A 26,510-nucleotide genomic window follows, 5' to 3' on the forward strand; every position below is an offset into this window, starting at 1 on the left:
ATGGGCGTTGATGCCATTGGCAACATCTAGGTCTTTCGACTCAACGGATCGTAGACACCCGGGACGGGGACGGGGTACAGCCCATCTGCGTCGGGGATGGTTGGCGGCTGGGATTTCAGCGTGTACTGGTCGATGCCAGGGCACAGGTCATGACCAGAATTCATTAAATCGTCCCACTTAATTACCTTGCCGGAATAGCAAGCCTCACGCCCAAGGATCGCACAGAAAGTGGAGTGGGCCCCAAATTCGCCCTCATTGTAGACCTCGCCGCGCATCAGGGCTTCAATCAGGTCGTGCTGCTCCTGTTGGTGGCCGTTCTTGGCTTGCCCGGTAAATCTCCATGGATTTTCGCCTTGGATTTGACCATCTATCTTGGCTGTCCCCTTGGTCCCATGTGCATACTCGTCCACGATGGACCAGCCACCTTTCAGGTGCCGCCCCTGACTGTACATTTTCGTGCCATCGGCAAAGGTGTACTCGCAGAAGGTATGATCAAATATCTGCGAACGCGAGCGATCGCCGCCTTCGCGCTGTTCGCGGCCCCCCATGCCGTTGCACTCCACCGGATAGGCTCCTTTGACCCAGCAGCCCACATCCAGATTGTGAATGTGTTGCTCACAAATCTGATCGCCGCTCAGCCAATTGAAGTGGTACCAATTCTTGCACTGATAAGCCATTTCGGTCAGCTCCATTCCATCGGGCATCAGACCGCGCGCCACATCGCGAGAATGATTCCAAATACCGCCACCATTCCAATAGACGCGCATTAACACGATGTCGCCGATAGCGCCTTGATGCAGTCGCTGGATGGTCTCCATATATTGCGGTTCGTGCCGGCGCTGAAGACCGATACCGACCATTCGGTTCTTCTTCTTTGACTCTGCGACGCTTGCCAGCACGCGACGAACACCGGCTACGTCAGAGGCCACTGGCTTCTCCATGAACACGTGCCTTCCCTTGTGGATAGCGTATTCAAATTGTTGTGGCTTGAATGCCGGTGGAGTGCAAATCACTACCAGATCACAATCCACGTCGATCGCTGCTTTGTAGCCATCCAAATCGCTGAAAATCCGATCTTCGGGCACATCAACCTTACCAGCAAATTTTCGCGATAGGCCGCGCACCGCACTGCGCGCAGTTGACGCAAAGGCATCGTGTACCGCCACCAGTTTAACATTGCCCTTGGTATTGAAGATGTTGTCGGCAGCTCCCGTTCCTCGGCCACCGCAACCAATCAGTACAAAGCGTATCTCGTCGCTGCCCGCAGCGTGAACCGATCGAGCCTGGCCTGCCAGCGCCGTCGCGCCCGCTGCTGCCAGCGTGCCCGTCCTCAAAAACCCACGTCGATTGGATGGTTGATTTGTCTGCATGTCGCTTCCTTTGGCTGTGGCTGAATTAACTTGCGAATTATGGGCTCCGGCACTCAGGACGGTTCCCGCAGTGCCTACCATGGTAATCCATTTCCGCCCACTCAACCACTGTGGACAGCAATGCCCAGGCACCAGGCGAAAATCACTGCAGTGTGACAAGTTTTTTGAGCTTCAGGCTACCGCTTCCCCTCGCGCAAGTGCCGGTTGAAGGCACGCGCGGGAGTTTACCGGATTCGAATTCCTGTGAGGTGGTGTCGATGTTGGTTCGGTTCGTCCGGATTGTAAGGGGATTGGCGCTACCAACGGTGTGGTAGTGACGATTGCATCAGAGCTTGGTGATCTGCTTTGGTTGTCCATGGCTAGCCCGCGTATTGAAAAACACTGGATGCCAGTCATCATACTTATTAAGTGGTCAATTTCCTCCAAGCTAGGAAACGTGTACAAAACCTTAGAAACTGTCTAAATACAGCACATTTTCTCACTAAACTTGCGATTGCAGCAAAAATGCCAACTCCCCAAACTCGCGAACCAACACTTCAGGATGTGATTGTGCTGCTACGCCGGCATCGTATGAAGATTGTATTGTTCACGGTACTTACAGCGGTATGTGGTTTGGCAGTGGCGATTATTCTGCCTTCGCGATACAGCTCAGAGTCGAAGATACTTGTGCTGCTAGGGCGAGAAAGCGTGGTACTGGATCCCGCAGTTTCGATGGGAAAGACATTGAACGTAACAACCACCAGGGAGACTGAGGTTGAGACGATCAAAGAAGTCTTACTGTCGCGGGCCATGCTGCAGATGGTCGTTGATGAACTGGGGTTGGATTTTATCCTGCAACCACCGCCCAAATTGGGCGTTTATGACTGGGCCATGAAATCGGCCATAGAATCGAAGAGGTACCTTAAAAGTCTGCTAGTAGCTGACGACTCGATCGGCCAAGGATCGCATGGTGGTGCCAGTATTGATCCAGAGAGGATTGAAGAGGCAATCCTCTTACTCACAGATTCCTATACAGTAACGACCTCCAAGAAACACATGGTAATATCCATCGCTGCCGTAGCACGAACTCCGGAGATGGCTCAGACATTGGCGGAGACTTTGGTGAACATCTACCAAAGAAATCACATGCAATTCCACACCACTGCAGGTTCGGAACAGTTTTTTGAGGGCGAGCGGGAGACGATCGAAACGCAACTTACAGACAAGCGGCTAACACTCGCCAAGCTGAGAACTGCCCATGGAATTGGGACGTTGGAAGGCGAGTTTCGACGGCTGGACGAAATCAAAACCGGACTGATTGCACTCAGGAACTCCTTGAAACGCGAACAGGTTGGCCTGACACACATGTGCGCTGAACTGGAGAAGCAAGTTGAAAGTTCAGAAGAGATATTGCTGTCAGAAAGAGCCGAAGGCATGCCCAATATGGCTTTTGATGGGATGCGTCACCGATTGTACGAGCTAGAGGTCGAAGAAAGCCGCATGGCACGCACCTTCAAGCCGGACCATCCGGGACTCAAATCGATCCGTGATCAAGTGCAAGAGATGCGCGAGCGAATCAATACAGAGGATAACTCGCGGCAAGAGGTGCGGTTTGGTAGGAATGTTAATCGCGAGGCAATTCTTCTTGACCTGAATAAACAACAGAGCCGCTTAGCCGAAATCAATGGCCAAATCGAGCAAAATGATAGGCAGCTTGAAGCTCTTTTATCCGAAATCAAAAACTTAAATGATGTCTCGGTACAAATTCAAAATCTGTCTCAAGAAGTCGAATTCCTTGCACGAAGTTACGACACATACGCTGACAGTTTGGAGCAATCGCGGATTGGTGCCGCGCTGGCGAGTCAGCAGATTAGCAACGTTCGCGTGGTGCAACCTGCCACCTACGTCGTTGAACCCGTTAAGTCAAAACGAATGCTATTCGCGGTGGGTGGACTACTGGCGGGGATACTAGGTGGACTTCCATTAGCCATTTTCTTTGAGCAAACTGGCAACAAGCTCAAATCTGCAAGCGAAGCACAGGCCTATATCGGCCTGCCGGTGTTTGGCGAAATCTCCGTAAGCCCCACTCCGCTCGAGATGCATCGTGAGGTTAAGAATAAAGTCGAAGTCGGTTGAGCCATTCCCAGGCGACTTTACACCCTGAGGCCATCCTGGCCGAGCAGGATCGACCGGAACGGAACAGTTGAAAATGGGTACGGAATGTGTTGTCCAGGCATGGCTGGTGAAATTCGATTTAGAAATCAGTACAGCGCGCCGTTGAACGTTCATGCTGTTTACAAATGAGATCATGCCATGCTAGCGTCCGCATGTCCGTCATCAACACCTGGCTCGCTTGAGACGGCTCAAGACGCGATGCCGGCCAAAACATCGAGTCGCATTCCCCCGCTGCGCATGTGCTTTGTAGCGAACAATCTATATGCAGTGCTGGTGCCAACTCAGCAGAAAATCATCGGCGGTGCAGAGCTACAACAATTGGCCATTGCACAATGTTTAAGAGACAACGGTCATCACGCAAGTATTGTGACGAACGTATTTGATGACCAGCGAAACGACGAAGTTCTCCAAGGAATTGACGTCCTGAAGAACTATGCCGTCAAGGATGGAATTCCGGTGGCGCGATTCTTTCATCCACGGTTGACTTCACTGTGGTCCGCATTGCGCCGCGCACGTGCGGACATTTACTATCAACGATGTGCCGATAAAATGACTGGAATTGTCGCGGCATACTGTAAACTTCACGGCAAGAAATTTGTTTTTTCAGGTGCGCATGACTCTGACTTTTGGCGCCGGCCACCGCTGAATTTGCGCGAGCGCTTGCTATACCGAATGGGAATTCGTCTGGCCGATATGGTGATCGTCCAGTCACAACAGCAGCAGCAACTACTGCACCAGAATTATGGTCGAAAGGGGTTGCTGTTGCCCAATGTGTATGGACCGCGTGCGTTGTCGAAGTCAGAGGGATTCGTGCTGTGGGTCGCAACGTTGCGCAAGTTCAAACGCCCTCTGATGTGCCTGGAGCTGGCTAGAAAGTTCCCGCAAATTCCGTTCGTCATGATCGGAGGCACGCCAGACGACAATTTTCAGATTGCCAATGAGATTCGCCAGCAGTGTCCCCCCAATCTGACTTTCTTAGGTTTTCAGCCGCTTGAAGTAACGGATCAGTACTTTGATCGTGCGAGCCTACTATTAAACACATCTCAACACGAAGGCTTTCCAAACACCTTCCTGCAAGCTTGGTCGCGCGGTATTCCAGTGTTAACCACGTTCGATCCTAGTTCCATCGTGGCCAGCAATAGCTTCTTGGGCCGAACCTTCTCCCACACGACACAGGTTGGCGAGTGGATTCTCGAACTGCTGCAACCCACGCCGCAGGCTCGAAAGGACATGCAACAGTTTTGCGAGTCGAACTATTCTCCTCAGCAATACGTCGAGCGGATGCTTGCCGAGCTACAGGCTGTACCCAGCGTAACCAAAGTCGATCATTAGCACGGGATGAATTCGATGTTTACGCCCAGCCGCACTACGAGTCGAGTCACGACGTTTGTCCGCCTATTCAGCGCCAACAAGTTTGCACGAGATGCTCTCAGTCTTTCTTTAGGAAGGGGCCTGAATTTACTGCTGGGCTTCGCATCTGTGTTGATGTTCGGGATCGTGTTTTCAAAACCGCAAATCGGCACCATCAGCCTTTACGAAATGGTGCTTGGATTGGTGTTGACCATGGGCATTACTTGGTCTGCAATCGGTGTACCTCGCTACGGCAAGGAAGAACTTTCGACCTATGACACATTGAACCGAACATCGACCCTTCGCTTGTGCTTGATCGCTCCGGTGACAATTCTCGTCTTGGTCAGCGTTCTGGTGTTTCGTCAGCCACTCATGCAGTACTTAGGGACCGACCAACCGGGGCTGATCCTTTGCCTTGCGTTTTACATTCTGGTGTCCGCACTGCATGATCACCTGAGCAGTTTGCACAGTGCGCTGGAGGACCACGCTACCAATGCGGCGTTTTTCGTTGGTCAATCGGTAGCCAAGTTGACCATCCTGAGTCTGTTCGTCACCGGCCTGATTGCCCCCAATGTAGTTGGGTTCATGGCTGCAATTGTCGGAGCCGATATGCTGTTGGTATTGCTGCTGTGGCTCAGATTACCCCACTACGGCACGGGCTACATACTGCCACTTCACTCAGTGCGCTGGGATCAGCTACGGCAGTACATCCGCTACGTGTATCCGCAGTTTCTTGGTTTTGCAGGAATTTACGTAATCAACTGGATCGACGTCTATTACATCCGCAAGTACTGTTCGATGGACGACTTGGGGGCATATCAGTTCCTGTACTCAATATTTGTCAAACTAACTTCGTTTGCGTTGATCGCCAACACGATTTTGTTTCCGCGCATTCTCGTGTGGAAGGAGAAAGACGAGCAGATAGTGCGTCGCTTTGCCAGGTCTGCACCCATGTGGGTATTTTTAGTGGTCTGTTTGGCAACGTTTGCTGCACTTCCCATTTTCCCAGTGGGATTCGACCTGTTTTTTGGGGAAAAATACGTAGATGCTTATAGTTCACTGGCGATCTTGCTGTGTTCGTTACCGTGCATTTTTTGCAGCTATACGCTGATCCCGATCATGAACAGTTTTGATCAAGTGAAACGTGTTCAGGCGGTCAATATCGCAGCCGCCTGTTGCAATCTAGCGTTGGATGCGTGGCTGGTTCCAGCCTACGGCATCGTCGGTGCAGCCTTGGCTACCTTTGCTGCCTTCTGGACCAAGTCCCTGCTGCTCATTCCACCTATTCGCCGGCGTTTCAACATCGGCTTGAAACTGACAGTTGCACTGCACGTAGCACTAGCCGTGGTGGTCGTGTCTCTGTTTGGACGTTACACACACTAGACGACCCATGTATCCGTTATGATCACCCTGCTCCTGCTCTCAAATCTGCTGGCACTCTATGTGCTCATTTTGATTCCAAACTTTGGATCGATGCTTGTCAGATTGTTGGCTGGCCTAGTCATAACTTGGCCGCTGCTAACGTTGTATGTTGTGCTAGACGGCCCGCCTGGGATTCCCGATTTGATGTACGAGCGCGCTTATGTGCTGGCCATGGTACTGTTTCTGTGTATGGCGATACCACTCCAGCAATTCGCAGCAACTATCGCAGCCAATGGCCGTTCCATTGAGTTTCAGAATATGCAATATGTTCAGCCATTCACATTCGGACCGGTGGGCCGGCCTAATTGGATGACATCACTGAATCGCTACCTTCCACTACCGGTGACGGCATTGTTGATCACCAAGCTAGTAGCCACGGTCGCTGGGGTCATCCGCGGAGAAGCAGACTCAACCGCCATAGCGGCATACCTGGATAGCTGCATTGTTACACTCGTTATTTATGTGCTAATTAAGCAATACGTCAATACTCGAAAAGAACTAGGGCTACTACTGACTGCCTTAGTCATTTCTTCCTTAGTAGTATTTGTGTCCGGGGTTTACGAACGTGTTCTCGATTTGACCGAGAGCGCCTTTCCTAATCCAGGTCACACTGAAGAAGGAGACACTCGCGTATTGGATGTTCCGGGTGGTCGAGCTGCCGGTATAGCGGGCAACCCGGCGGTCTATGGGGCGATTCTTGGAGTGGGAATGGTCATTTGCTTAGCGGTACTAGCGGACGCAAAAAGCACTGTGCGGAAGATGCTGCTGTGGACTTGCGTACTCTTATTGGGCTATGGAATCGCTGTCAGCTTTACGCGTGGCGCCTGGCTGGCGGTAGGCTTAACGACCATCATGGCGCAGTTTTATTTCAGTCGTCATCGACTCATGTTTGGCGCTGCTCTGGCATTGTGCGGGCTGGTGCTAGTGGCTGTATGGGGCGGGATCAAACAGTCCGAGCTTGTGCAAGACAGGGTACTGAACGAAGAAAACGTCTCGGGGCGATTCGAGCGGATTGTCTGGTCAGCCCAACAGGTCGTCCATCATCCGTTCTTGGGAACTGGTCGAGGCGGCCTGAACGCGATGATCAAACGCGAATTTCCGGTCGATGGGTTCGACACTTCCCATAATAGCTATATGACGATGCTGGTCGATGAGGGCATTTTTGTATTTGCAGCCTTCCTGGCGCTGTTCTCCTACTGGTTGCTCAAGGCAAAAAAAGCAATCTGGGATCCCAACATCAGAGCTTGGGAGCGCAATGTGGTGGTGGCCATGGCCGCAATTTTGTGTACTCGACTCATACTCGGAATGAGCTTGGAATTGAGTTATTTCAATCACTATACTGCGATTTACTGGATTGCAGGAGCCATTATCGAACGAATTGCCCGGGGCCTTGAAAATGTTGGCCCAGAGGTACGTGAGGTCGCGCCCCATGCGATTTAGGAATCATCTGCCGATGGATGTTAATGGGTCGAAGAAGATTAAAGTGGCATTCTTCGAGCATTCGCTGCCGCGCGCAGGTGGAGCAGAAAATGTGCTATTTGAGATCATTTCCAGAATCGATCGTTCGCGCTTTGAGCCAGTCCTGTGCTGCTTGTACGACTTGGGCGAACTGGGCAGCGAACTTCAGCGTCAAGGATTCCGCACGTATGAGCACCTGGCCCATGGGAAATTCAATCCCCGAAATCTGATAAGGCTCCGTCGCATACTTCAGGCTGAAGCCACCGATGTTCTGTACGTTTCTGATGGTTTTCACAACGTGATCTTAGGTCGATTGGCTGCCTGGCTGGCACGCACAAAGCATACTGTGCTGGCCATTCATAGTTACGATCTGCAGCACAACAAGGCCGAACGTTCAAGCTACGCTCGCAGCAAAGTACTACAGGTCAGTAGCAGACTAACTTTTCCCACATTCAGCAAAGTTATTGCGCTGGCCAATAGCCACCGAGACTATTTAGTGCACACCAAGGGACTTGAGCAGCACAGAATTGCGGTAATTCCAAATGGCGTACAGTCCGACCGTTTCGCAAAACACATTTCGGTGGAGGCTGCCCGGCACCAGTTTGGACTTCCCGTGGATCACTACGCATGTGGCATTGTAGCTGGCCTGCGCAAGGTTAAGGCACACGACCTGTACTTGGAAGCTGCTGCCGAGGTATTAACACAAAAGCCTGATACTGTATTTGTGATCGCAGGCCAGGGCCCCGAAAGAGAGCGTCTTCAACAATTAGCTCGCGATTTAGGCATAGCGCAAAGCGTTTTCTTTCTCGGACACGTTGGCGATGTGTCAGAATTGCTGGCTGCCCTGAATGTATGCGTCCTATGTTCCCACAGCGAGGCGTTTCCATTGTCCTTGCTAGAAGCTATGGCGGCAGGTCTGCCGGTGATTGCTACGGATGTCGGCAGCGTTGGCGATTTAGTCGCAGATGGTGTCAATGGCTTCCTAATTCCAAGTGGTGATTCTAACCGACTGGCCAGTGCCATACTCGAAATGATCGACTCGCCCCAACTTGCCAAGCAGTTTGGAGAGGCAGGTCGCAAACTAGCTCAACAGCGATATGGGGTTGATCGCATGATCCAATTGACCGAAGAACTACTCGTGGGGCTAGTGTCATCCAGTTCTGGTGGCTCACCATGAATGATGCTCAACCGACGGACAATCTCAGTCAATTCCAGGGCCTGCGAATGGGAGTTGTCGCTTCACTTAAGAAGGGGATGGAGCAGTTCATCTACCGCGAAGTTTCGCACATGGCGCGCTGTGGTGCAGCTATTAGTCTGTTTCCGACCAAACAAGGCACTGGGCTGTACGCGCCTGACGCCTCGTGGAATCTGGTCTCGTGGTCTGTTTGGTCATTGCTGATGGCCCAGCCAATAGCCTTTCTCCGCCAGCCGTGGCGGTATTTCAAGTCGTTATGCATTGCGATTCGTTGTGGTGCAGTACCCGACTTTGCCTTGGCGGCACGATTCAGTATGCAATTCCGAGCCGTTGACGCGATCTACTCTACCTTTGGCGATCGCAAACTGTTCGTTGGATACTTCGGCAAGTTGCTCACCGGAAAGCCGTTATTATGCAATGTGCACGCATACGAACTTTATGCCAACCCCAATCGGGCACTGTTCAGGCGCGCCATTGAGTGTTGTGACCAGCTGCTTACCGTGTCTGAATTCAACCGACAATACCTGCACAAACAATTTGACTTTCCGCCTGATCGCGTCAAGGTAATTACCTATTCGATTGACTTGAATGAGTACCGTCCAGCCGAAAAATTCGTCGTGCTAATTGTGGGCTTCTTTGTTGCCCGCAAAGGTCATGAGGTTCTGTTCCGTGCCGTTAAGTCCCTGAATAACCCGAACATCGAGATCTGGGTTGTAGGGGGACAAGGTGCCGAGTCGGAATCGGTTGATGTTAAGTCGTTAGCCAGCCAGTTAGGGATCAGCGACCAAGTTTCGTTCTTCGGGAAGCAATCGGGCAACGCGCTGCGCTCGCTGTACCATGCTTGTGACGTTTTCTGCCTACCTTGCCACTTTGACAGCAGCGGAGTCGGCGAAGGTTTTCCCAACGTGATTATTGAGGCCATGGCAACTGGCAAGCCGGTGATTGCTTCTCAACACGTCGGCATTCCGGAGATTCTGGAATCGTATTGCATTCCAGAAAAAGACTGCCAAGGTGTGGCTCAGGCCATCGACGAACTATACCGTTCCCCCCAACTCAGGACCCAACAAGGACTCCACAATCGCAAGTTGGCAGAAACACATTTTTCCCCAATGAATGTGCGAGAACTTTTGGAGATTGCTCAGCAGTGTGCGCAAACGTCTAAGTCGACTCATTAGAATCGCTTGCGTCCTGCAACTGTCATAAATGTTACGACAGGCACCCGCGCAACGCCTGGCAGATGCTGTTAGACAGTTCATCCACTGCGACGATTCACAGTTGCCGGTCACAACTATACTAGGGTTTTGCAGGAATCGTGACGAAGTCGTGCCTGGCCTAGAAAAACGCACATGTGTGGAATCGCTGGAATTTTTGAACAAGATCGACTCGATGCGCAATCGCTAGCGACCCTCGATCGCATGCTGGACAGTATATATCATCGCGGTCCAGACGACGATGGTCGCCTAGTTGACGGCCCATTGGCTATGGGGATGCGCCGCCTGAGTATTATTGACTTGCCCGAAGGCAAACAACCGATTTACGACGAATCAGGCAGGTTTGGAGTAGTCTTCAACGGTGAGATTTACAATTACCCTGAACTGCGTGCAAAATTGATTGCTCGCGGACATAGATTCAAAACGCATAGCGATACCGAGACTATTGTCCACCTATACGAGGACTATGGCGCGGGCTGCCTGGAACATTTACGAGGCATGTTTGGACTGGCCGTGTGGGATAGTCACCAACAGGAACTGTTTATAGCTCGCGATCGTTTGGGCATTAAACCACTGTACTATACCCAAGTTGATGAACGCTTTATCTTTGCTTCCGAAATTAAGTCGATTCTCAGGCACTCATGCGTGAGACGTGAGGTCGATTTGCTGGCTCTTAGCCAGTATCTGTCGTTGAAATACGTGCCAGCGCCTCGAACACTGTTCCAGGGAATACAGTCGCTAGAACCTGGTCACTGGCTGCGCATTCGCGCTGGTCAAATCGTGGACAAACGCCAGTATTGGGATTTGGATTTTTCCGATGATCAGCAGCTCCAGGATTCTCCGGTCGGCTCGGACAGGCGTGACCAAGAGTGTGCCGAGCGGCTGCTGGCTCTTCTGCAGGAATCTGTGAGTATCCATTGCCGCAGCGATGTAGAGTTTGGGGCCTTCCTGAGCGGTGGCTTAGACTCGAGCACCATCGTGGCACTTATGGCCCAGCAGCTCTCCTCGCCAGTCAAAACGTTTTCGGTCGGATTCGATGGCGAGGGTCTTCAAGATGAATTGCCCTATGCCCAACAGGTTGCAAACGCTTTTGGCTGTCAACATCACACGCTAAAGATTAATTCGAGAGATTTTCTGGACTTGGCTGATAAGGTTCTCTGGCACCTGGACCAACCCATTGCCGATCAGGCCACGATTGCGACCTACATGGTAGCCAAGCTGGCTCGCCAACATGTGAAAATGGTTTTGACTGGAGAAGGCGGCGATGAATTGTTCGCTGGCTATGCCCGATACGCCGGCGAACAGTATTCGCGTTACACCACCGCCATGCCTCGCTCGATTGGTCGGGCAGTGCGTTATTTGTCTGAACGACTACCGGGACTGCGAAGAGCCAAAATCGCCATTGGAGCTTTGTCCATGCCTGACGAAGCCCGTCGTCTGGCTAACTGGTTCCCAATGTTTAAGGACGATGCCAAACAGCAGTTGTTCGTGGAACGCTTGTCGGACTTAGGACATGGGGTCCAGAGGTTGTTCTCCGAACATTTGGCTCGCTGCAACGCCACGCATCCTGTCAATCGAATGTTGTATGTGGATAGCAAGCTATGGCTGGCCGATTATCTTCTGCTGCGCGGTGACAAGTTGACAATGGCCAATTCGCTGGAGGCCCGCGTGCCCTTGTTGGATCACAAATTGGTCGAGTTTGCTGCCAAACAGCCCGTGCACATGAAGCTCCGAGGCTCGACACGCAAGTTTCTTTTGAAGAAAGTCGCAGCCCAACTTCTGCCAACCGAAATTATCCACCGCAAGAAGCAAGGATTCCCAATTCCCATCGAGCGCTGGCTGCGCAGCGACGCAAAAGAGTTCATGTTAGATCTGCTGAACGAAGATACGATCCGCCATCGAGGATATTTTGACCCGCGTTATGTTTCCAAGCTCACTGGACAACATGTATCGGGCTACGCGGATCATTCGACCGAGTTGTGGGGCTTGATGAGTTTTGAAATGTGGCTCCGCAGATTCATTGATGCAGCACCGGAACAACAGGCTCAGTCCAGCCGCCTAGCCTTTAGTTTATAGGGAAGCACACGTGAACGTCTTAGTTGCTGGCGGAGCCGGGTATATCGGTTCGCACACGGTGAAGTTGCTCAAGGCCACTGGGCACAACCCCGTGGTGTTTGACAATCTTTGCCGTGGCCATCAGGAAGTGACAACCAGACTTGGCGTGCCTTTAGTAATTGCTGATCTGGCTGATACAGCCACGCTGGCCAAGACACTGCGTGAATACCAGATCGACATTGTGATGCACTTTGCGGCCTATGCCTACGTGGACGAATCGGTCAAGAATCCGTTGATGTATTATCACAACAACGTCAGCTCTACGGTCTGCCTCTTGCAGACCATGCTTGATGCAGGTGTGAATAAGCTCGTTTTCTCCAGCTCTTGTGCAATCTACGGCGACCCGGAAACGGTACCGATCACGGAAGAATCGCCCAAACGCCCCCTCAGCCCCTATGGCCACAGCAAGTGGATAGTCGAACAGATACTTCAGGATCTCGCCAATGCTCGACAGGACTTCAGGTTTGCGGCTTTGAGGTATTTTAATGTAGCTGGATGCGCGTTGGATGGGACTATTGGAGAAGACCATGATCCCCAAACACGTTTGATCCCAGTGATCTTACAGTCGATACTGGGCCGGCGAGACAAAGTCATGGTTTACGGAACCGATTATCCCACTCCCGACGGAACAAACATTCGCGACTATATCCATGTCGATGACTTGGCCGACGCACATGTCAAAGCCATGGAGAAACTTGACCAGCATCGGGTCATTCAATGCAATCTGGGCAGCGGCCATGGCTTTAGTGTGAGGCAGATTATCCAGGCTGTGGAACAGGTAACTGGCCGAAAGGTTTCAGTTGAATTTGGCCCGCGCCGCCCAGGAGACGCGGTCGCGCTGTGGTCCAATCCACAACGAGCCAAAGACTTGCTGGGCTGGGAAGCCCAACACAAGGAACCTGAGTCGATGATCCAAAGTGCTTGGAATTGGTTTCGAGCGCACCGGCAGGGTCATGTAGAAAAATGACGTGCGCTGGCTCTAGACGACCAGCAACTTCTATCAATTGGCGCGTGAAACTCTGGAGTCTTCAAGCTGCGCGATACGTGCTTGAAGCTGTTGGTGCTGCTCGTGGCGGTTCTCAAACTCAAGTAGCCGCAGTTCATTTTCCAGCGACTGTATGAGCAGCTCAGTCTTCCCCGAATTCTCTAGTAGCGTTTGAGAGCTGTGTAACGCCTTGAGCCCGCTGTCGGTGTCGCCAATGATTAGTTGAGCGATTGCCAAGTCCGCCAAAGACTGGTTCCTGAACGGCCAGTCTGACCGGGTAGATTGGGTTAGTGCTTTGTGCAACAACTGTGCACCTTGTTGATAGGCACCCGATTGCAGCTTAATACTCCCCATGGTAGCGGTAGCCGCAGCAGCGACGGCAGAGTCCGCGCTAGCCGCAGGGATACTCAAAATCGCAGAGGCTGCGGGGGCTTGCCCGATCGCCGCCAAGCACCTGGCTTGTGCAATTCGTAGCCACATGGCATTCGCTCCCTGCGAATGCGTCTCGGCTCGCTTAAAATTGACCAGTGCAGTCTGCGACTCTCCACGCTCGAATTGCGCCTGGGCCACTGCGCTCCAGAACATGAACTCGATATTGGTACTTGGTGTGCAACCAAGTTCATGGATATATCCAGCGCAATACGTGCTCAACTCAGTAGGCCATTTTGCCGATTCGGGGCGCGTCTTATCAGCCAGGAGCCAGAAGCTTACATCCAGCGGCAGGTCGGCCTGACAGGCAGATAAATAGAGTTGTGTTCCATTGGCCCACGCATTCTTAGCGGTGGTTGTTTGATTGTTGCGTCGAGCCGACTCGGCTACAGTCAGCCACAGTTCGGCTGCTGATCGGGGATTACCGCTCGATGTGGCAATGTCGATGGCCTGGCGGAAGTGCGTCTCGGCCCAGACGTACCTGCCTGCCACTAGATCTCGCAGTCCAACCAACCGCAAAGCGTCGACTCGGGCCAGTGGATGGGACACTTGGACCGATGCTCGCAGCAAGTGCTCAGCCGAATTATCACTGGGATCGCTTTCGCACATCTCGTGCGCAAAGGCGTTACGCGGTTCTTGATACTCGTCAGCCAAGCTGGGCCGCGACTTGGCTACACTCAAGAGCCCAGTCCAGCTTGTATCTTTGTTGGTACAGTGTCGGCTTAATTCCTGAGCCACCAACTCGACGACCACATCCTCGGGTTGCGTAGCCCAACAATCTGCTAGAAACCTCTCTGCCGACTCGCGATGTCTATGGATCATCTTGGAAGCAGTTGTCCATTTTCGTCGCTCGATCAGCGATCGAAGCTTGCTTTCCAATTTTACAGGATCAATAGACGAACTTTCTGCCTGCCCCAGGACAATCTCATGCCCATCAAACCTCAAGGTCTTTGCAGGCGGGTTAGCGATTTTTTCACCGCTGGATTTGTCGCCACTGCCGCTACCTTTCCATGGATGTTCCAACTTCGCATCCAACAGTCGGCTCGGAGCCAGTTCACCGACCGGCAGCATTGAACATCCAACGGTCTGGAAAATCATCAGGACAACTACGAGACTTTGAGTCGGCTTACGCATCGGAATTACCTGGCAAGTTCAGTGAGGGATATTTGCAATTGAAGTCAATCATGCAATAGTGTCTCCGAACGCCCTACCTTAAGTCGGTTGGTGGAATCGGAGCAATCAGACGAGCCTTGTACGACGGGAACTACCGTGGCTGTAATTTCTGATGGGCCATTAAATCTGTACGACCGAATGACCATCACACGAGCAGTGGGGACCGCATCTTCGTGATCTGCCGTGAGAATTACCAATCCTTCCCCACCAGATGTCTCAGTCAAACTTGCGGCAGGCTTGCACACTTCACGCCGAGCGCAAGCGACAATTGATTCATGGCGGTCTGCGCAAGGACCGCTTGCATCGGCGTCGTTGGTGAGCAGATCAAATTGAGTTTCCTGTACGACGGCACTTCGTTGCAAGTGTGACATTTGCGACCGAACCACGACGCATGTAAGCCCCTGAATGGATCGCAACACGATTTGACGGTCAGCAAACTGGCGAGTTCCCTGCAATTCCAAAAGCGAATGAGCAGTCAGTGGTTGCGGCAGCTCGCGCAGTCCAGCGGACTGAATCGGCAAATACACCTGCGGCTGAGCGGGCAAATAGCTATGAGCATTTTGGAGAGGTATCAAAGACCGGCAGGCAAGCGAATCGAGCGCCTTACTTGTTTTCTGCGGCGTCGATCTGTACAGTTCTTCCGCATTCCACCCGGCAAGACAAACAGAAACTGGCTGCGAGAACTGATTACTTACTTGGACCGTAGGATAGGCGTTTGCGAAAATTTCAGCATCCGCCGTGATTTGAGAATCCGCCGTGACTTGAGAATCCGCCGTGACTTGAGAATGCGATGTGCTGTGGGAATCTGCTTCGGTCTTGCGCCTACGATCACCGCCCTGTGGTTTCGTTTTGAACACCAACCTCGGGCGAGAGCTACGAATGCTCAGTTCCACGTTCTGACGGGCGTTACTACACGCCTGACTCTGGTGAGCGCAGCTTTTTTCCACGCTCTGGCGGGCGTCGCTACGATTTATTGCATGGTGCTCATTAGGCTCGACGGCATTCGACTCTGCAAGGTATGGCAACGCCTCAATTGAAGCTTTCGAGCGTCGTGGATAACGTGTCAGCGGCCAGACCACGCTGCCCATGCCAAGCACGATAACCAAAGCAAGTATAGTTGGCTGACGAAGAGTAAGCAGGTTTGGCATTCCCCAAGAACCATCGTGTACCTGGGAATCATTGCGTAAACCTTGGTCCAAGCTGTCGCTGTTGTTTGCATCAGTCAAGGAGATGCCAGCGATCGCATGCGTGTCAATCGGTTTGTTTTCGGCCACCGTCCCCACTGGGGCTTCGGCCAGTTCTCGCCGGATCAATTTCACTTCGGCTTCGCGCTGATAGCGGGCAAACCTCAAGTCGCGTTGGCGTCGCGCTTCGGTTGAGTCGACCTGCATGGGCTGCTGTTGTCCCTCTAAGTTCTGAACGCCGTCCGGATCCTTACGAACAACTCTCGCGATTATACGAGCATCCGAATGGGTAGCCTCGGGCTTTAGAGAATCGCCAGCACCTGGACTGTCTATTGCCTGCGTGTCGGCACTCAGATCGACAGCCGTCCGGGCGGATGGCAAATTACCGACCATCAACGCGCATCCAGCGCTGGGACTCAACAGCGCTAAGACCAGCAGCCATCGAATGTCGATTCGCATGTCGTCGACCTCCGGCGAGCGGCTAGGGTGAATCTGAGGTAACACTGTGAAATTGAAACAGTTTAGCGCGGCGGCTGCATTCAGCATCGCTTCGCGTGACTGCACACGGCAGCGCACACCTGGCATGCGACAGCGAACAATTGCCTTCGGCGTGAGTGCTCAATTCTCCCAGCAACGTCTCACTGGTTGCCGCTGATTCGGTTGGCGTGTTAAAAACGTATGGTCGAATAATTACCACCAATTCGCTGCGGACCTGCTTGGCGGCCTGGCGTCGAAACAAAAATCCGATTCCCGGTATGTCACCCAACACCGGAATTTGGTCACGCGCATTGCTAGTGTGCTCTTCGATCATGCCCCCCAGCGCTACCGCCATACCATCTTGGGCCACAACAGTGCCGCTGATCGTTCGCCGCCGCACAGTGTCAACACTGATATTTGTCACGCCCGAACCACTCGTAGCAGGAACGGGTATTGAAGAACCACCGACCACACGTTCCGAATTTTCTTCCACAACGCGTAGTGTGACAGTACGGTCCGCGTTGATATTGGGTGTAATCAACAACGATTGACCAACGTCACGCATTTCGGTGATTGGCGTAGCCGCTACCGCACCGTTAACAGCTCCTACCGTGCTGAGTACCTGCGACGGAGTAAACCCGACGGTAAAGGGCAGGGTGTCGCCGACAAAGATGCGACTAACTTCGTTATTTGCCGTCAGGATGAGCGGCGTGGCGAGAGCGTTGACGCAGTTTCGACTTTCCAGTAGTTGCATGCGCAGCCGAAAATTGTTATCCACGACTTGAAATGTCAGGGCACCAGGGATGTTACCTGCGATGCCAAGCCCATCGCCTAGGTGCTGCCCAATCGTGCTGGCACCGGGAAACGACGGAGACTGCGGTCCATCCGAAAAGGCGACGGCTGAATTCGACGGTCTTCCCAAGAACTCGAAGGCTGAGTAGCAGCCTTCGGCCAATATAACGCGCATCACCTTAACTTCTAACAGTACGGTTGGAGTCGGCACATCCAGTTGTGCTACCAGAGCGGCGATCTGCTCCATCGACTTGACGTCACCTGTTCGCACGATGACTTGGTTGTTGCGACGGATTGTCGACACGTAAATGGTCGCCTCTTTGCGCTTCAACAAGTCGTCCTGAGCCTGCTCGGACAACTCGATGCCATTGGCGACAGCGTTTTCAATTTTCTGAATTTGATCCGCTGACAGCACCTGAGGCGAATCGACGATTCCTTGGTCGGTAGACAAGGGGACCGGTTGGTTGCGCAGCGCTCCCGGCACACCCAACCCATTGATTCCCGACATGTTGAATGGTTGAAACTGACCCGAGAAATTGTTACCAAAGCGACCAGCCTGATTGTTCAGACGATTATTAGGACTACCTAAACCCAACGACCGACCATCGACCAGATCAAAGCGGTTGAAACGGCTTGATAGGTCTACCAAATCCTCGGTCTCGGCGTCTGCTCGGTTCAATTGAACCCGATTACCAAACACCTGTTGAATCACCTGGGCGACCGCTGATGGGTTCGGGTACAGTAGGGTGAAGACGCGAGTCTGCTCTTCACGGAAGCTAGACAAGTCTTTTTCATACTCGGCTAGCGTTGCAATTCTTACAATTCCGGAATTCGATTCGATCCGGTAAAACAGCCCGTTGGCTTTGACGATGGCTTCCAACGCATCCAGCGGTGATACGTTTTTCAGAAACACTGTGATTTTCGTTTTTCCCGCTTCGGTCGACGTAATCACGTTCAAACCCGACTGATCGGAGAACAGCCGCATCGCCTCGGCCAACGGAACATCGTCGAACTCAATCAGCGCCAATTGGTCGGGCGGGCTAGGTATCTCCTCGGCAGAAGAGACTCTGTCAGTAATGCGAAATGCCTTTGGCTCGCCATCCTCACTCGGGCCCCTGGGCCGACCCTGGCTGTGACTGTTCCCGCTTCCCGGCGATCTCTCTGGGTCCGTACCACGCTTGTTGGGCTGGTTCACGGCGTAAGACCATGACCCAATCATGGCGCAAGCAATTGCGCAGCTGGCGATCAATACCAGCTTCCTGTACGGACGTTGCGCGCGGATAGTAGGATCGGAACGACTCATGTCAACCTGTATCGACTAGATCGACTTTGCCGATTAACTAAAAAATGCGTTTGACCAGAGTAAGCTGCAGGTTGCGGTACAGATTCAAAACAATAGCTAGCAAGCTCGCCCGGAATCTGAATAGAAACGGTGGTCAGCGACGAGTACCAGGCCGCGTTCAACGAGGCAACTTAAGCAGAGAATCATTGCATTCATCGCAATCGGCATAACAGTCATATCTTTAGCGATGTCTGTGCGTCTATTTGGGAAATCTGCGAAGATTTTTCCTGTCCATCGAACAAGTTGCTTAACTGTGGCTTACATTCTTGAGAACGATCGGAGAACCCTCTCCGCTCTAGCCAAACCTCCTATAGTTCCCTGATGGTGTATTTGGGACTCCAGGCCCGAGAAAAGAGATGTTTCAATGAGTACCAACTCGGCAATAGCCGCCAAAAGTCGTCGCGCATTCACGCTGATCGAATTGATCGTTGTTCTGACGATACTAGTTGGTCTTGCGGGCATTTTAATCCCAACAGTGACCAACATGGTGGGGCGGACCAACCGTAGTACGACGGCAGCAAACATTTCCGAAATTTCTGGAGCGATTCAACGATTCGAAGCGATTTACGTCGAATATCCAGACAATTTCGACAGTTTAATGTCCAACCTAGCGACGGGTGTTACGCTCAATACTCTGAATCCAGGTCTGACTGCTGTTATTGAAGACTTAGTGTTGGATGCCGATACGCTTGCCGCTTTGAACAATGCCGGTATTGTCAACGTGGGGCAGCACGCAGTGGACGATACGACCTTTGTGTTGCCAACTCTGACCCCCTTGTTGGCTACATCCACTATCAAAGGCTTGACGGCTGCTCATCAGCAAGCCATTGGAATTGAGACTACCGGCGTGGCTGGCAAGTATGCTGCGTTCGGTCTTGGGACTCTGAGCGAAATGACTGGTAAGTTGATGGCCGATGCACCGGTACACTTCCCCAGAGACCGAGCTACCAACCCGGATACGGTCTACAGCCGATTCATTGCCATCTTCCAGATTACCGATGGTACCGACGCACTGACGCGTGCTCGCTTTACTGGTGTGATTGCTCCTGACGGACAACCACTGAGCGACCAACTGGGCGGATACTTCAACATCTCTGCGAACGAATAGCCAGCCTGACCACTCAAGGCTAGCGTGAGAATGGTGACCATGAACACTCGCCTAGCCTTGACGCTCATCGAGCTGATTGTTGTCCTGACCGTCCTAGCGGCGCTGGCATCCATAACCATTCCCCTGTGCAGCGATCAGTTATCAAACGCTGCACAGTCTGCGACGCGAGCGACATTGGTCGAATCTGCACGAGCGCTACAGCATTACTGGCATGACACCAAGCTAATTGAATTGGATGGTATGGCGACGGTCGCCACTGAATCACAACGTTTCAATAGTATTTGGCTATTCCGAAATCCAGTCACTGGCGACGCGAGCAATCAATTCGATCCAAGGTTGCGTATCGGCTGGAATGGTCCTTACCTGCTGTCGGTGACCGCAGTAGGTGGCGATCCGGATTTGGTAGATGGCTGGCATCAACCGCTGAGCGTCCAGTACGTTAATCCCGGCGAAACTCTCAAGGACGTTCGTATCGTATCCGCAGGAGCCAACGGAACAGTCGATATTCCGGCCAATGTAGCCACGTCTTCACTGACCCCCAGCCACATTGGAGACGACCTGTATGTCGCGATCAGCCTCCGCTAAGGTGCGTGGACTCACGCTGCTTGAATTGGTTGTAGTGCTGGGCATACTGGCCATGCTATCCACAGTGGCGGTGCGGTCTTTAGAGCCTATCGCCGATCAAGCGCGTTATCAACAAACACAAGACCTGCTGAACGCTTTGCAGCGCGCAATCGTACACAGTGCAGCACCTCCGAGTTCAGGGGTGCTTGCCTCAGCGACTGGCTTCATTCCTGATACGGGAGTGCTACCATCCAACATCAGCGAACTGATAGCAAAGCCGCCAGCCATTATCGACCGTACGTTGCAGTCGTTTGATTCCGATCGTGATTCTGTAGACGATGTAAACTTAATTAGTGGATGGAATGGTCCCTATCTCAGTCTTGGCGCTGGGCAGACTGAGATCGTCGATGGCTGGGGGCGAACTCCAGCTCTGTTTGAGAATTCCGGAGTCATCAACATCACCTCGCTAGGCTCCGACGGTGATTCCACCGCGCCTGAAGATGGCTATCGACAGGATATCTCGGTTGGAGTGAATATCCTGGATTGTATCGGTGCGGTCGTCTTCCGCCTGTTTGATATCGACAGCCAAAACGGCTCGCGCATCAATCCCAGTCCAACTGGCAGCCAGCAGCTTGGAGTATTTTTCTACGGCGTGAACGCCACCGGAGTAGACTCCGGAGAAATCGCCGAGCAGTTGATCGTTGTCGACAATAGCGGGAGTTTCGAGTATCGGCGCGATGTTACGCTGGTCGGAACAGCTGCCGCTCGAGCCATCCTGTGGGACGATGCCAACAATAACGACGAGCTGGATGTCGGGGAAACTATAGTTCGTAAGAGCATTGTCCACTACTTTACAGTGCAGCCACGCCTGGATATCCGCGTAGAGATGGAGCTGCGTTAGAATGAAGGTCTACAGCGCATCGAAACCGAGCCACACGCTGCTGCTGGTAACGCCCTCACTGACGGCTCGCGCCGACTTCGTCGGACGCCGCCGCCCGCGCCTGCGTCAAATGTGGGTCCAGACTGTGGATGCGTCGGCATCGCAGCCTGATTCGCTGACCTCGTCGGTCCTGCGCGCATTAAACCTGGGCCCGGAGCGGCTGGGAAAAGTTTCAGTCCTCAGCTCACACTACTGGACTGGCCAAGTAAACTTGGCAACGGACATTGCGGTTCTGGCTAATCCGCCAGAAATACTTCAAGCTCTAGCGCTGGAAGCGGAATTGGAGTCCGGCATATCCGCGCTGGACTGCCAGGTGGGCTACTGCCCTCTGCAGACCGAAATCGAAGGCCAACGAGCGTATTGCGTCACGCAAGTCGCATCATCCGAGTTGGATGAATTGGTCTCATTGTGTCGGGTGCGGCACACACGTCTTCACCGCATTGCGCACCCTGCTACGATCAAAGTATCCTCAACTTCGGATGTGGCCGAGCTGGAGTCTGCACTCGGCCTTTGGATTGGCGCGACACCAGTCGAACGCGCGACTATCGATTCTTTGACAGAAACTTGTGGAGTTTGGTTAGCACAACGACCTGCTAACGGCGCGTGTTGGATTGAGCCGCACAGTGGTTTGCCACAGATACGTCAGGTAGCGCTCGGAAGTCTAGTGGCAATATGCGCTGCTGCCGGTTGCTTGGGCTGGAACCAGTACACCACTAATCGCCTTGCCAAGTTGCTTCAGACCAATGCACGACTCGACATTCAACAGTCGCAATATTCGGAAACCATTGCATCGATCAAGGCCAGTGAAGGCAGAATTAAGAAGCTGAATCAAGAGGCGTCCGACTCCGAGACTGGTCGACAAGTGATCCAGCGTCAAGTACTTGTGGCGTCCGTCGTGCGTGCACAACAGAACGCTCGCTGGAGCGGCTTGCTCGATGCGCTGGCTCACTGTGCACACGACTGCTGGGTTCAGCGGATTGAATCACAATCAACGCGAACCCACGTTCACGGACTAGCTCCTGATAGTTCCCAGGCGCATGCCTTTGCCGCCCGCTTGGAACTGGCTCTGAACGACAAGGGTTGGCTGCTCACGCCCGCAGCCACTTCGCAACTGACTGGTGGGTTATGCAAGTTTACCATTTCGCTGATTCAGGACGATACCGGAAAGAGCGCTATTGCAGGTGCTAGTGATATCGTGAGTCTGCCCACGACATTCCGCAGTTCTGATTTAGTGCTCTCCGCCAGGGAGACGCCACCATGAGCCGTCGATTCATTGATCAACAAATGCTGGCATGTACACTCGGACCTGCGCTGACCGTGGTGGCCATGTATTACGTACTGTGGCACAGACCTCTGCAACAGACTGCGGGCAGAGAGCTTGCGCGATCCAATCAACTTGCCGCCGCGACTAACCCCAGAGACTGTGCTTCTGCACGACAGCGGTTAGAAGCCTTGATGGAGCAAGAGCTTAAATTGACTCAACGTATAGAGGAGAACAAGCAACAGTACTCACATTTCGTTTCCAAACGGGATGTGCTACGTAACGCGATTCTAGGTGGACATGAAACCGCCGCCTCTATGTCAGAGATACTGAGTATCCTTGAGCGGAGCGGTTTGAAGTGCTCTAGCGTTCAGCCAGTTTCCGACCCAACCTCACAGTTGCCGGATGCTCTGGAAGCGGTGGCAGCTCAGTCGATACAGCGTCATCGCCTGTTGGAGGAAACGTTGGAAATACGCATGGAACTGAACGGCACGTTCCTCCATATGCAATCTGCGCTGTCGGCAATTGCCGCTCAATCCGTGTCCGCCCGCATTGTGTCTTTAGAGATGAGCGCGCTTGATCAATTGGCCTCCAAGGAACATGACAACGTTACCACACATAGCCAGATGGGTGAAAATATCGCCGTTCGCTATTGGAACTTGACAGTCGCATTGCGGAGCCCGAAGCCATGAGCGCGATGGTCCACATAGCTCCAGTAGCCGTCGAATCGCCGTTGGTATTGCTCAACCTCGACCAGGTGCGCATCGACCCCAAGTGGGCACTCAAAGTGCCAGCGTCACTGGCCACTCGCAAGCATATACTGCCTCTGAGCCAGGTGGACGGTGTGGTGTTGGTAGCCTGCACCAATTCAATTGACCCGCAAACTCAGCAGGTATTGGAACGACACCTGAGTTATCCATGCCAATATGTATTGGCTGACAGCCAGTCACTGAAGCGGGCTATGGATCGAGTCTACCAGCCGTTTTCGCTGGGAGATGTTGAGACTAGGGAATCATCGGTCAGGCTGCGTGATGACAGCCTGAACGCCGTGGCCATTTGCGACCAACTCTTTCAGGCGGCCATACTTCGGGATGCATCTGATATTCACTTGGTACCCAACGAACGGGCTTTGGCTGTTCACCTCCGAGTCGACGGAGAACTGGAAGCGTACTGCGAGTTGAACAAGGAGGTTCAGCCGTTGGTGCTCAGTCGGTTGAAGGTGTTGGCAGGCATGGACATCGCTGAAAAGCGATCGGCTCAAGATGGCCGTATCCACACCTACTACGGCAGCGACCGACGCAGGTTGGAGGTTCGTGCCGCCTCGCTGCCCACACGTTACGGCGAACGGCTGACTCTGCGTTTGCTTACCAACAACGCAACCGGCCTTTCGCTCAGTTCCCTTGGTATGCGTGAACAATCACTGCAGGTATTTCAAGCGGCTACCGAGCGTCCGCATGGCTTGATTCTGCTGACCGGACCCACGGGGAGTGGAAAATCGACCACGCTGTACGTCGCTATTGACCAACTGCTCAAGTCTCGTGGTGGCAACGTCATCACTATTGAAGATCCCATCGAATACGAAATACAGGGCGCCTCCCAGGTCGAAGTCGACTCGGCGGACAAAGTCAATTTTTCGAAGGCACTTAGAAGCATCCTGCGACATGACCCAGACGTGGTCATGCTGGGAGAAATTCGCGACGAAGAGACCGCCAGCATTGCGATCAAAGCCGCTCTGACCGGGCACTTGGTCTTCAGCACGCTGCACACCAATACTGCAGTCGGCGTCGTGACGCGCTTGATCGATATGGGCATCGAGCCTTTTTTGGTTGCCGCCACCGTTCGAGTCGCCGTCGCTCAGCGATTGGTGCGCAAACTGTGCCAACACTGTCGACGCCAGCGTGAAATTAGCCTGCAGGAGGCGCTGCTGCTGCACAATCCACGACTTGAAGGACAAACCACCTTTGATGCCATTGGCTGTGTGAACTGCGCAGGCAAGGGCTACTCGGGACGGATTGGCTTGTTCGAAATGTTTCAGTGCACGCCGGAAACGGCCAAGCTGATTGCCGAAGGGGCCAACGAAACTCAGGTAACCCAAGAGGCAATGCGCTGCCGCAATCGAACTTTGCTGGACGATGGCATTGCCAAAGTTTTAGATGGTACCACAACGGTGGCTGAAGTCGCCGCAGCAGTTGCACTGGGGTAATACGATGCCGGTATACAGTTACATAGCCCGCCAGCGATGCGGTCGCTTGATGCGACGCGAACTGGAAGCCAGAAATCCGGTGGAACTACGCTCACGGCTGTGCGCAATGGATGTGCAGCTCATCAGCTTCCAACAGCGCGGTGGACTGAGCATCCACAAGCTGTTGAGCGCCGTCAAGCCCAACGCATGGCTACCGATTCGATCGGCTGACATCGAACTTGCGCTGCACCAACTGGCGATGATGTTGCGCAGCGGATTGAAGCTGCGTGATGCCCTGAAATCGCTGCAAATGCAGACCGAACACAAGTCGATGTCCAAGGTTCTTGGAGCCTTGCATGTGGCCGTTGGTCGAGGCGAAGCGCTGTCCAATGCGTTGACAGCCCACCGGGCGTTTCCACCTATCGTAGTACAAATGGTCAAAGTCGGCGAGCAAACCGGTAGCCTGGATGTGGCGCTACAGCAATGCCAACAACACTTGGCAGATCGCCGCGCGATGCTGACTGAAGTGCGAGTCGCGTTGTCCTATCCAGTTGTCGTAACTGTGGCGGCATTGTCGATAGCGGGTTATCTCGTTTTGGTTGTGATTCCGCAACTACAGCTATTCTTGAATTCATTGGGACGCAAACTGCCGGCCATGACCCAATCTTTGGTCGACCTTTCGCAATGGCTGAAAATCAATGGTGCAAGTCTAATTGCGATACTTTCCCTTGTGCTGGCTGCTTTTGCCGTTACCGTGTACTCTCGCCGCGGTCGTTTTGCACTGGATCGTTGCGCGTTGCGGCTACCCATATTTGGCAGCGTTTTGCGGCTGTCGAGCACCGCTGCACTGTCCGGTTCACTGGCCGTGATGGTACGCAGCGGAATACGTCTGGTCGATGCACTAGCCATTGCGACTCAGATGCAAGCCAATACGTTCCTGTCCAATCTGCTGCAGACTGCTGCAGCAGGCGTCCGACGAGGACAGCCGCTGGCACCGTACTTGTCCACCAGTCATGCCTTTTCGCCGATCCTGGGCAGCATGGTCGAGGTCGCCGAACGCGCCGGAAACATGGATCGGACGCTGAAAGAAGTTTCTACTCTATGCGATACCGAATTGAAATCCAGAGTCAAGAGGCTGAGCCGGCTAGTCGAGCCAGCCGTCATTCTGATCGCCGGAGGAATTGTAGGTTACGTCTACATCGCTTTTTTTATAGCTCTAATGAGCGCCGGAGGTAGTGGCCGATGAAATTATCATCTATCGCGATAGCCCTGCTTGTCGTCGCCAGCAGCACCCTATCCGCACAGGATCCGACGGTGCCTAGCGACGTTATCCTCCAGCGGATGCGAACTGCACAGGCAGCCGGAACACGCATCGAGATGCCCAGCCTGCCCGCGCTGCGACTCAAAGGGCTAGTCATGACCGATTGCGATCACGGCACTGCCATCGTCGATGCCGCAGGTCAGCGGTTTGTGATCGTGCTCGATCGCAGCCAACTGATTCAGGACTCCGAGACCGGCCTCACCACCAGTCCCCGCATGGTTCTGCAATTGAACGGCATCGACTACCACTTGCAGGATTTCTACGCCCGCACCATCATTTTGCATGACGGCCTGCGAGCGATTTCCGTGCAGTGATTGCTGTAACTTTATGGCAACTCTATGGCAGGCACAATATGCAAAAGTGCCAGTCGCTGGACACGCCCTGAGATTTGAGGCTGGCTATCGACAGTCGAGCATTCCGCTCAACCGTCTAGAGTTCTTTTTGCGGTCGTTGGATATTCGAGTCTCTTGCGGATGG

Annotated in this window: 20 protein-coding genes; 16 read left to right on the forward strand and 4 right to left on the reverse strand. The window is 53.1% G+C overall.

From position 1 onward, the window contains the following. Window positions 1-26 precede the first annotated feature (26 nt). Window positions 27-1,451: a Gfo/Idh/MocA family oxidoreductase gene (locus KF752_11515; GenBank protein ID MBX3422172.1), complete on the reverse strand. Its 1,425-nt coding sequence runs from the start codon at window positions 1,449-1,451 to the stop codon at window positions 27-29. Between the two features lie 423 nt (window positions 1,452-1,874). Between KF752_11515 and KF752_11520 the strand changes: the two genes are divergently transcribed. The 8 genes from KF752_11520 to galE all read left to right on the forward strand — a co-directional run bounded on the left by KF752_11520 (window position 1,875) and on the right by galE (window position 13,242). Beyond that, window positions 1,875-3,485 (forward strand): hypothetical protein, encoded by a 1,611-nt coding sequence (locus tag KF752_11520; protein MBX3422173.1) that lies wholly within the window; start codon window positions 1,875-1,877, stop codon window positions 3,483-3,485. 177 nt (window positions 3,486-3,662) lie between these two features. After that, the gene (locus KF752_11525) at window positions 3,663-4,856 is read left to right on the forward strand and encodes a glycosyltransferase family 4 protein (GenBank protein MBX3422174.1); all 1,194 of its coding nucleotides are present in this window, start codon (window positions 3,663-3,665) and stop codon (window positions 4,854-4,856) included. Window positions 4,857-4,871: 15 nt separating this feature from the next. Continuing rightward, window positions 4,872-6,257: a polysaccharide biosynthesis C-terminal domain-containing protein gene (locus tag KF752_11530; protein ID MBX3422175.1), complete on the forward strand. Its 1,386-nt coding sequence runs from the start codon at window positions 4,872-4,874 to the stop codon at window positions 6,255-6,257. 18 nt (window positions 6,258-6,275) lie between these two features. Then, a complete protein-coding gene (locus KF752_11535) occupies window positions 6,276-7,736 on the forward strand; it encodes an O-antigen ligase family protein (GenBank protein ID MBX3422176.1) in 1,461 nt (486 codons plus the stop codon). Next, the gene (locus KF752_11540) at window positions 7,726-8,931 is read left to right on the forward strand and encodes a glycosyltransferase (protein ID MBX3422177.1); all 1,206 of its coding nucleotides are present in this window, start codon (window positions 7,726-7,728) and stop codon (window positions 8,929-8,931) included. The genes KF752_11535 and KF752_11540 overlap by 11 nt, the downstream gene beginning before the upstream one ends. Further along, on the forward strand, window positions 8,928-10,124 hold the full coding sequence (locus tag KF752_11545) for a glycosyltransferase family 4 protein (GenBank protein ID MBX3422178.1): 1,197 nt from the start codon (window positions 8,928-8,930) through the stop codon (window positions 10,122-10,124). Before KF752_11540 ends, KF752_11545 begins: the two co-directional genes overlap by 4 nt. A 171-nt stretch (window positions 10,125-10,295) precedes the next feature. Further along, window positions 10,296-12,236 (forward strand): asparagine synthase (glutamine-hydrolyzing), encoded by a 1,941-nt coding sequence (gene asnB, locus KF752_11550; GenBank protein MBX3422179.1) that lies wholly within the window; start codon window positions 10,296-10,298, stop codon window positions 12,234-12,236. A 10-nt stretch (window positions 12,237-12,246) separates the two neighbouring features. After that, on the forward strand, window positions 12,247-13,242 hold the full coding sequence (galE, locus tag KF752_11555) for a UDP-glucose 4-epimerase GalE (protein ID MBX3422180.1): 996 nt from the start codon (window positions 12,247-12,249) through the stop codon (window positions 13,240-13,242). Window positions 13,243-13,275: 33 nt separating this feature from the next. Here galE and KF752_11560 read toward each other — a convergent pair whose 3' ends face one another. Genes KF752_11560 through KF752_11570 form a run of 3 tightly spaced genes read right to left on the reverse strand, consistent with a single transcriptional unit; the run spans window position 13,276 to window position 18,510 of the window. Continuing rightward, window positions 13,276-14,823 carry a hypothetical protein gene (locus KF752_11560; protein ID MBX3422181.1) on the reverse strand — a complete coding sequence of 516 codons (1,548 nt, stop codon included), beginning with the start codon at window positions 14,821-14,823 and terminating at the stop codon, window positions 13,276-13,278. 44 nt (window positions 14,824-14,867) lie between these two features. After that, window positions 14,868-16,505: a hypothetical protein gene (locus tag KF752_11565; protein ID MBX3422182.1), complete on the reverse strand. Its 1,638-nt coding sequence runs from the start codon at window positions 16,503-16,505 to the stop codon at window positions 14,868-14,870. Window positions 16,506-16,527: 22 nt separating this feature from the next. Beyond that, the gene (locus KF752_11570) at window positions 16,528-18,510 is read right to left on the reverse strand and encodes a type II secretion system protein GspD (GenBank protein ID MBX3422183.1); all 1,983 of its coding nucleotides are present in this window, start codon (window positions 18,508-18,510) and stop codon (window positions 16,528-16,530) included. Between the two features lie 511 nt (window positions 18,511-19,021). Here KF752_11570 and KF752_11575 point away from each other — a divergent pair. Genes KF752_11575 through KF752_11610 form a run of 8 tightly spaced genes read left to right on the forward strand, consistent with a single transcriptional unit; the run spans window position 19,022 to window position 26,347 of the window. Further along, entirely contained in the window at window positions 19,022-19,765 is a 744-nt protein-coding gene (locus KF752_11575; protein ID MBX3422184.1) for a prepilin-type N-terminal cleavage/methylation domain-containing protein, read from the forward strand. Window positions 19,766-19,804: 39 nt separating this feature from the next. Beyond that, entirely contained in the window at window positions 19,805-20,350 is a 546-nt protein-coding gene (locus KF752_11580; GenBank protein MBX3422185.1) for a prepilin-type N-terminal cleavage/methylation domain-containing protein, read from the forward strand. Further along, complete coding sequence (locus tag KF752_11585; GenBank protein ID MBX3422186.1) at window positions 20,328-21,230, forward strand: prepilin-type N-terminal cleavage/methylation domain-containing protein; 903 nt, start codon at window positions 20,328-20,330, stop codon at window positions 21,228-21,230. The genes KF752_11580 and KF752_11585 overlap by 23 nt, the downstream gene beginning before the upstream one ends. A gap of 1 nt (window position 21,231) precedes the next feature. Continuing rightward, complete coding sequence (locus KF752_11590; protein ID MBX3422187.1) at window positions 21,232-22,530, forward strand: hypothetical protein; 1,299 nt, start codon at window positions 21,232-21,234, stop codon at window positions 22,528-22,530. Next, entirely contained in the window at window positions 22,527-23,222 is a 696-nt protein-coding gene (locus KF752_11595; GenBank protein ID MBX3422188.1) for a hypothetical protein, read from the forward strand. The genes KF752_11590 and KF752_11595 overlap by 4 nt, the downstream gene beginning before the upstream one ends. After that, on the forward strand, window positions 23,219-24,733 hold the full coding sequence (locus tag KF752_11600; GenBank protein MBX3422189.1) for a type II/IV secretion system protein: 1,515 nt from the start codon (window positions 23,219-23,221) through the stop codon (window positions 24,731-24,733). The genes KF752_11595 and KF752_11600 overlap by 4 nt, the downstream gene beginning before the upstream one ends. 4 nt (window positions 24,734-24,737) lie before the next feature. After that, window positions 24,738-25,958: a type II secretion system F family protein gene (locus KF752_11605; protein ID MBX3422190.1), complete on the forward strand. Its 1,221-nt coding sequence runs from the start codon at window positions 24,738-24,740 to the stop codon at window positions 25,956-25,958. Further along, window positions 25,955-26,347, forward strand: coding sequence for a hypothetical protein (locus KF752_11610; GenBank protein MBX3422191.1), 393 nt, complete (start codon window positions 25,955-25,957; stop codon window positions 26,345-26,347). The genes KF752_11605 and KF752_11610 overlap by 4 nt, the downstream gene beginning before the upstream one ends. Window positions 26,348-26,510 lie beyond the last annotated feature (163 nt).

It is taken from the genome of Pirellulaceae bacterium (genome assembly GCA_019636385.1).
Classification (GTDB): Bacteria; Planctomycetota; Planctomycetia; order Pirellulales; family Pirellulaceae; genus Aureliella.

Excerpts from the sequence above, each read along its gene's own strand:
- KF752_11585 (MBX3422186.1), top strand. The coding sequence starts at position 20,328 with ATGTCGCGATCAGCCTCCGCTAAGGTGCGTGGACTCACGCTGCTTGAA.
- KF752_11535 (MBX3422176.1), top strand. The coding sequence starts at position 6,276 with ATGATCACCCTGCTCCTGCTCTCAAATCTGCTGGCACTCTATGTGCTC.
- KF752_11575 (MBX3422184.1), top strand. The coding sequence starts at position 19,022 with ATGAGTACCAACTCGGCAATAGCCGCCAAAAGTCGTCGCGCATTCACG.
- KF752_11520 (MBX3422173.1), top strand. The coding sequence starts at position 1,875 with ATGCCAACTCCCCAAACTCGCGAACCAACACTTCAGGATGTGATTGTG.
- KF752_11545 (MBX3422178.1), top strand. The coding sequence starts at position 8,928 with ATGAATGATGCTCAACCGACGGACAATCTCAGTCAATTCCAGGGCCTG.
- KF752_11525 (MBX3422174.1), top strand. The coding sequence starts at position 3,663 with ATGCTAGCGTCCGCATGTCCGTCATCAACACCTGGCTCGCTTGAGACG.
- KF752_11515 (MBX3422172.1), bottom strand. The coding sequence starts at position 1,451 with ATGGTAGGCACTGCGGGAACCGTCCTGAGTGCCGGAGCCCATAATTCG.
- KF752_11590 (MBX3422187.1), top strand. The coding sequence starts at position 21,232 with ATGAAGGTCTACAGCGCATCGAAACCGAGCCACACGCTGCTGCTGGTA.
- KF752_11580 (MBX3422185.1), top strand. The coding sequence starts at position 19,805 with ATGAACACTCGCCTAGCCTTGACGCTCATCGAGCTGATTGTTGTCCTG.
- KF752_11600 (MBX3422189.1), top strand. The coding sequence starts at position 23,219 with ATGAGCGCGATGGTCCACATAGCTCCAGTAGCCGTCGAATCGCCGTTG.
- KF752_11560 (MBX3422181.1), bottom strand. The coding sequence starts at position 14,823 with ATGCGTAAGCCGACTCAAAGTCTCGTAGTTGTCCTGATGATTTTCCAG.
- KF752_11530 (MBX3422175.1), top strand. The coding sequence starts at position 4,872 with ATGTTTACGCCCAGCCGCACTACGAGTCGAGTCACGACGTTTGTCCGC.
- KF752_11540 (MBX3422177.1), top strand. The coding sequence starts at position 7,726 with ATGCGATTTAGGAATCATCTGCCGATGGATGTTAATGGGTCGAAGAAG.
- KF752_11595 (MBX3422188.1), top strand. The coding sequence starts at position 22,527 with ATGAGCCGTCGATTCATTGATCAACAAATGCTGGCATGTACACTCGGA.
- KF752_11605 (MBX3422190.1), top strand. The coding sequence starts at position 24,738 with ATGCCGGTATACAGTTACATAGCCCGCCAGCGATGCGGTCGCTTGATG.
- KF752_11610 (MBX3422191.1), top strand. The coding sequence starts at position 25,955 with ATGAAATTATCATCTATCGCGATAGCCCTGCTTGTCGTCGCCAGCAGC.
- KF752_11565 (MBX3422182.1), bottom strand. The coding sequence starts at position 16,505 with ATGCGAATCGACATTCGATGGCTGCTGGTCTTAGCGCTGTTGAGTCCC.
- asnB (MBX3422179.1), top strand. The coding sequence starts at position 10,296 with ATGTGTGGAATCGCTGGAATTTTTGAACAAGATCGACTCGATGCGCAA.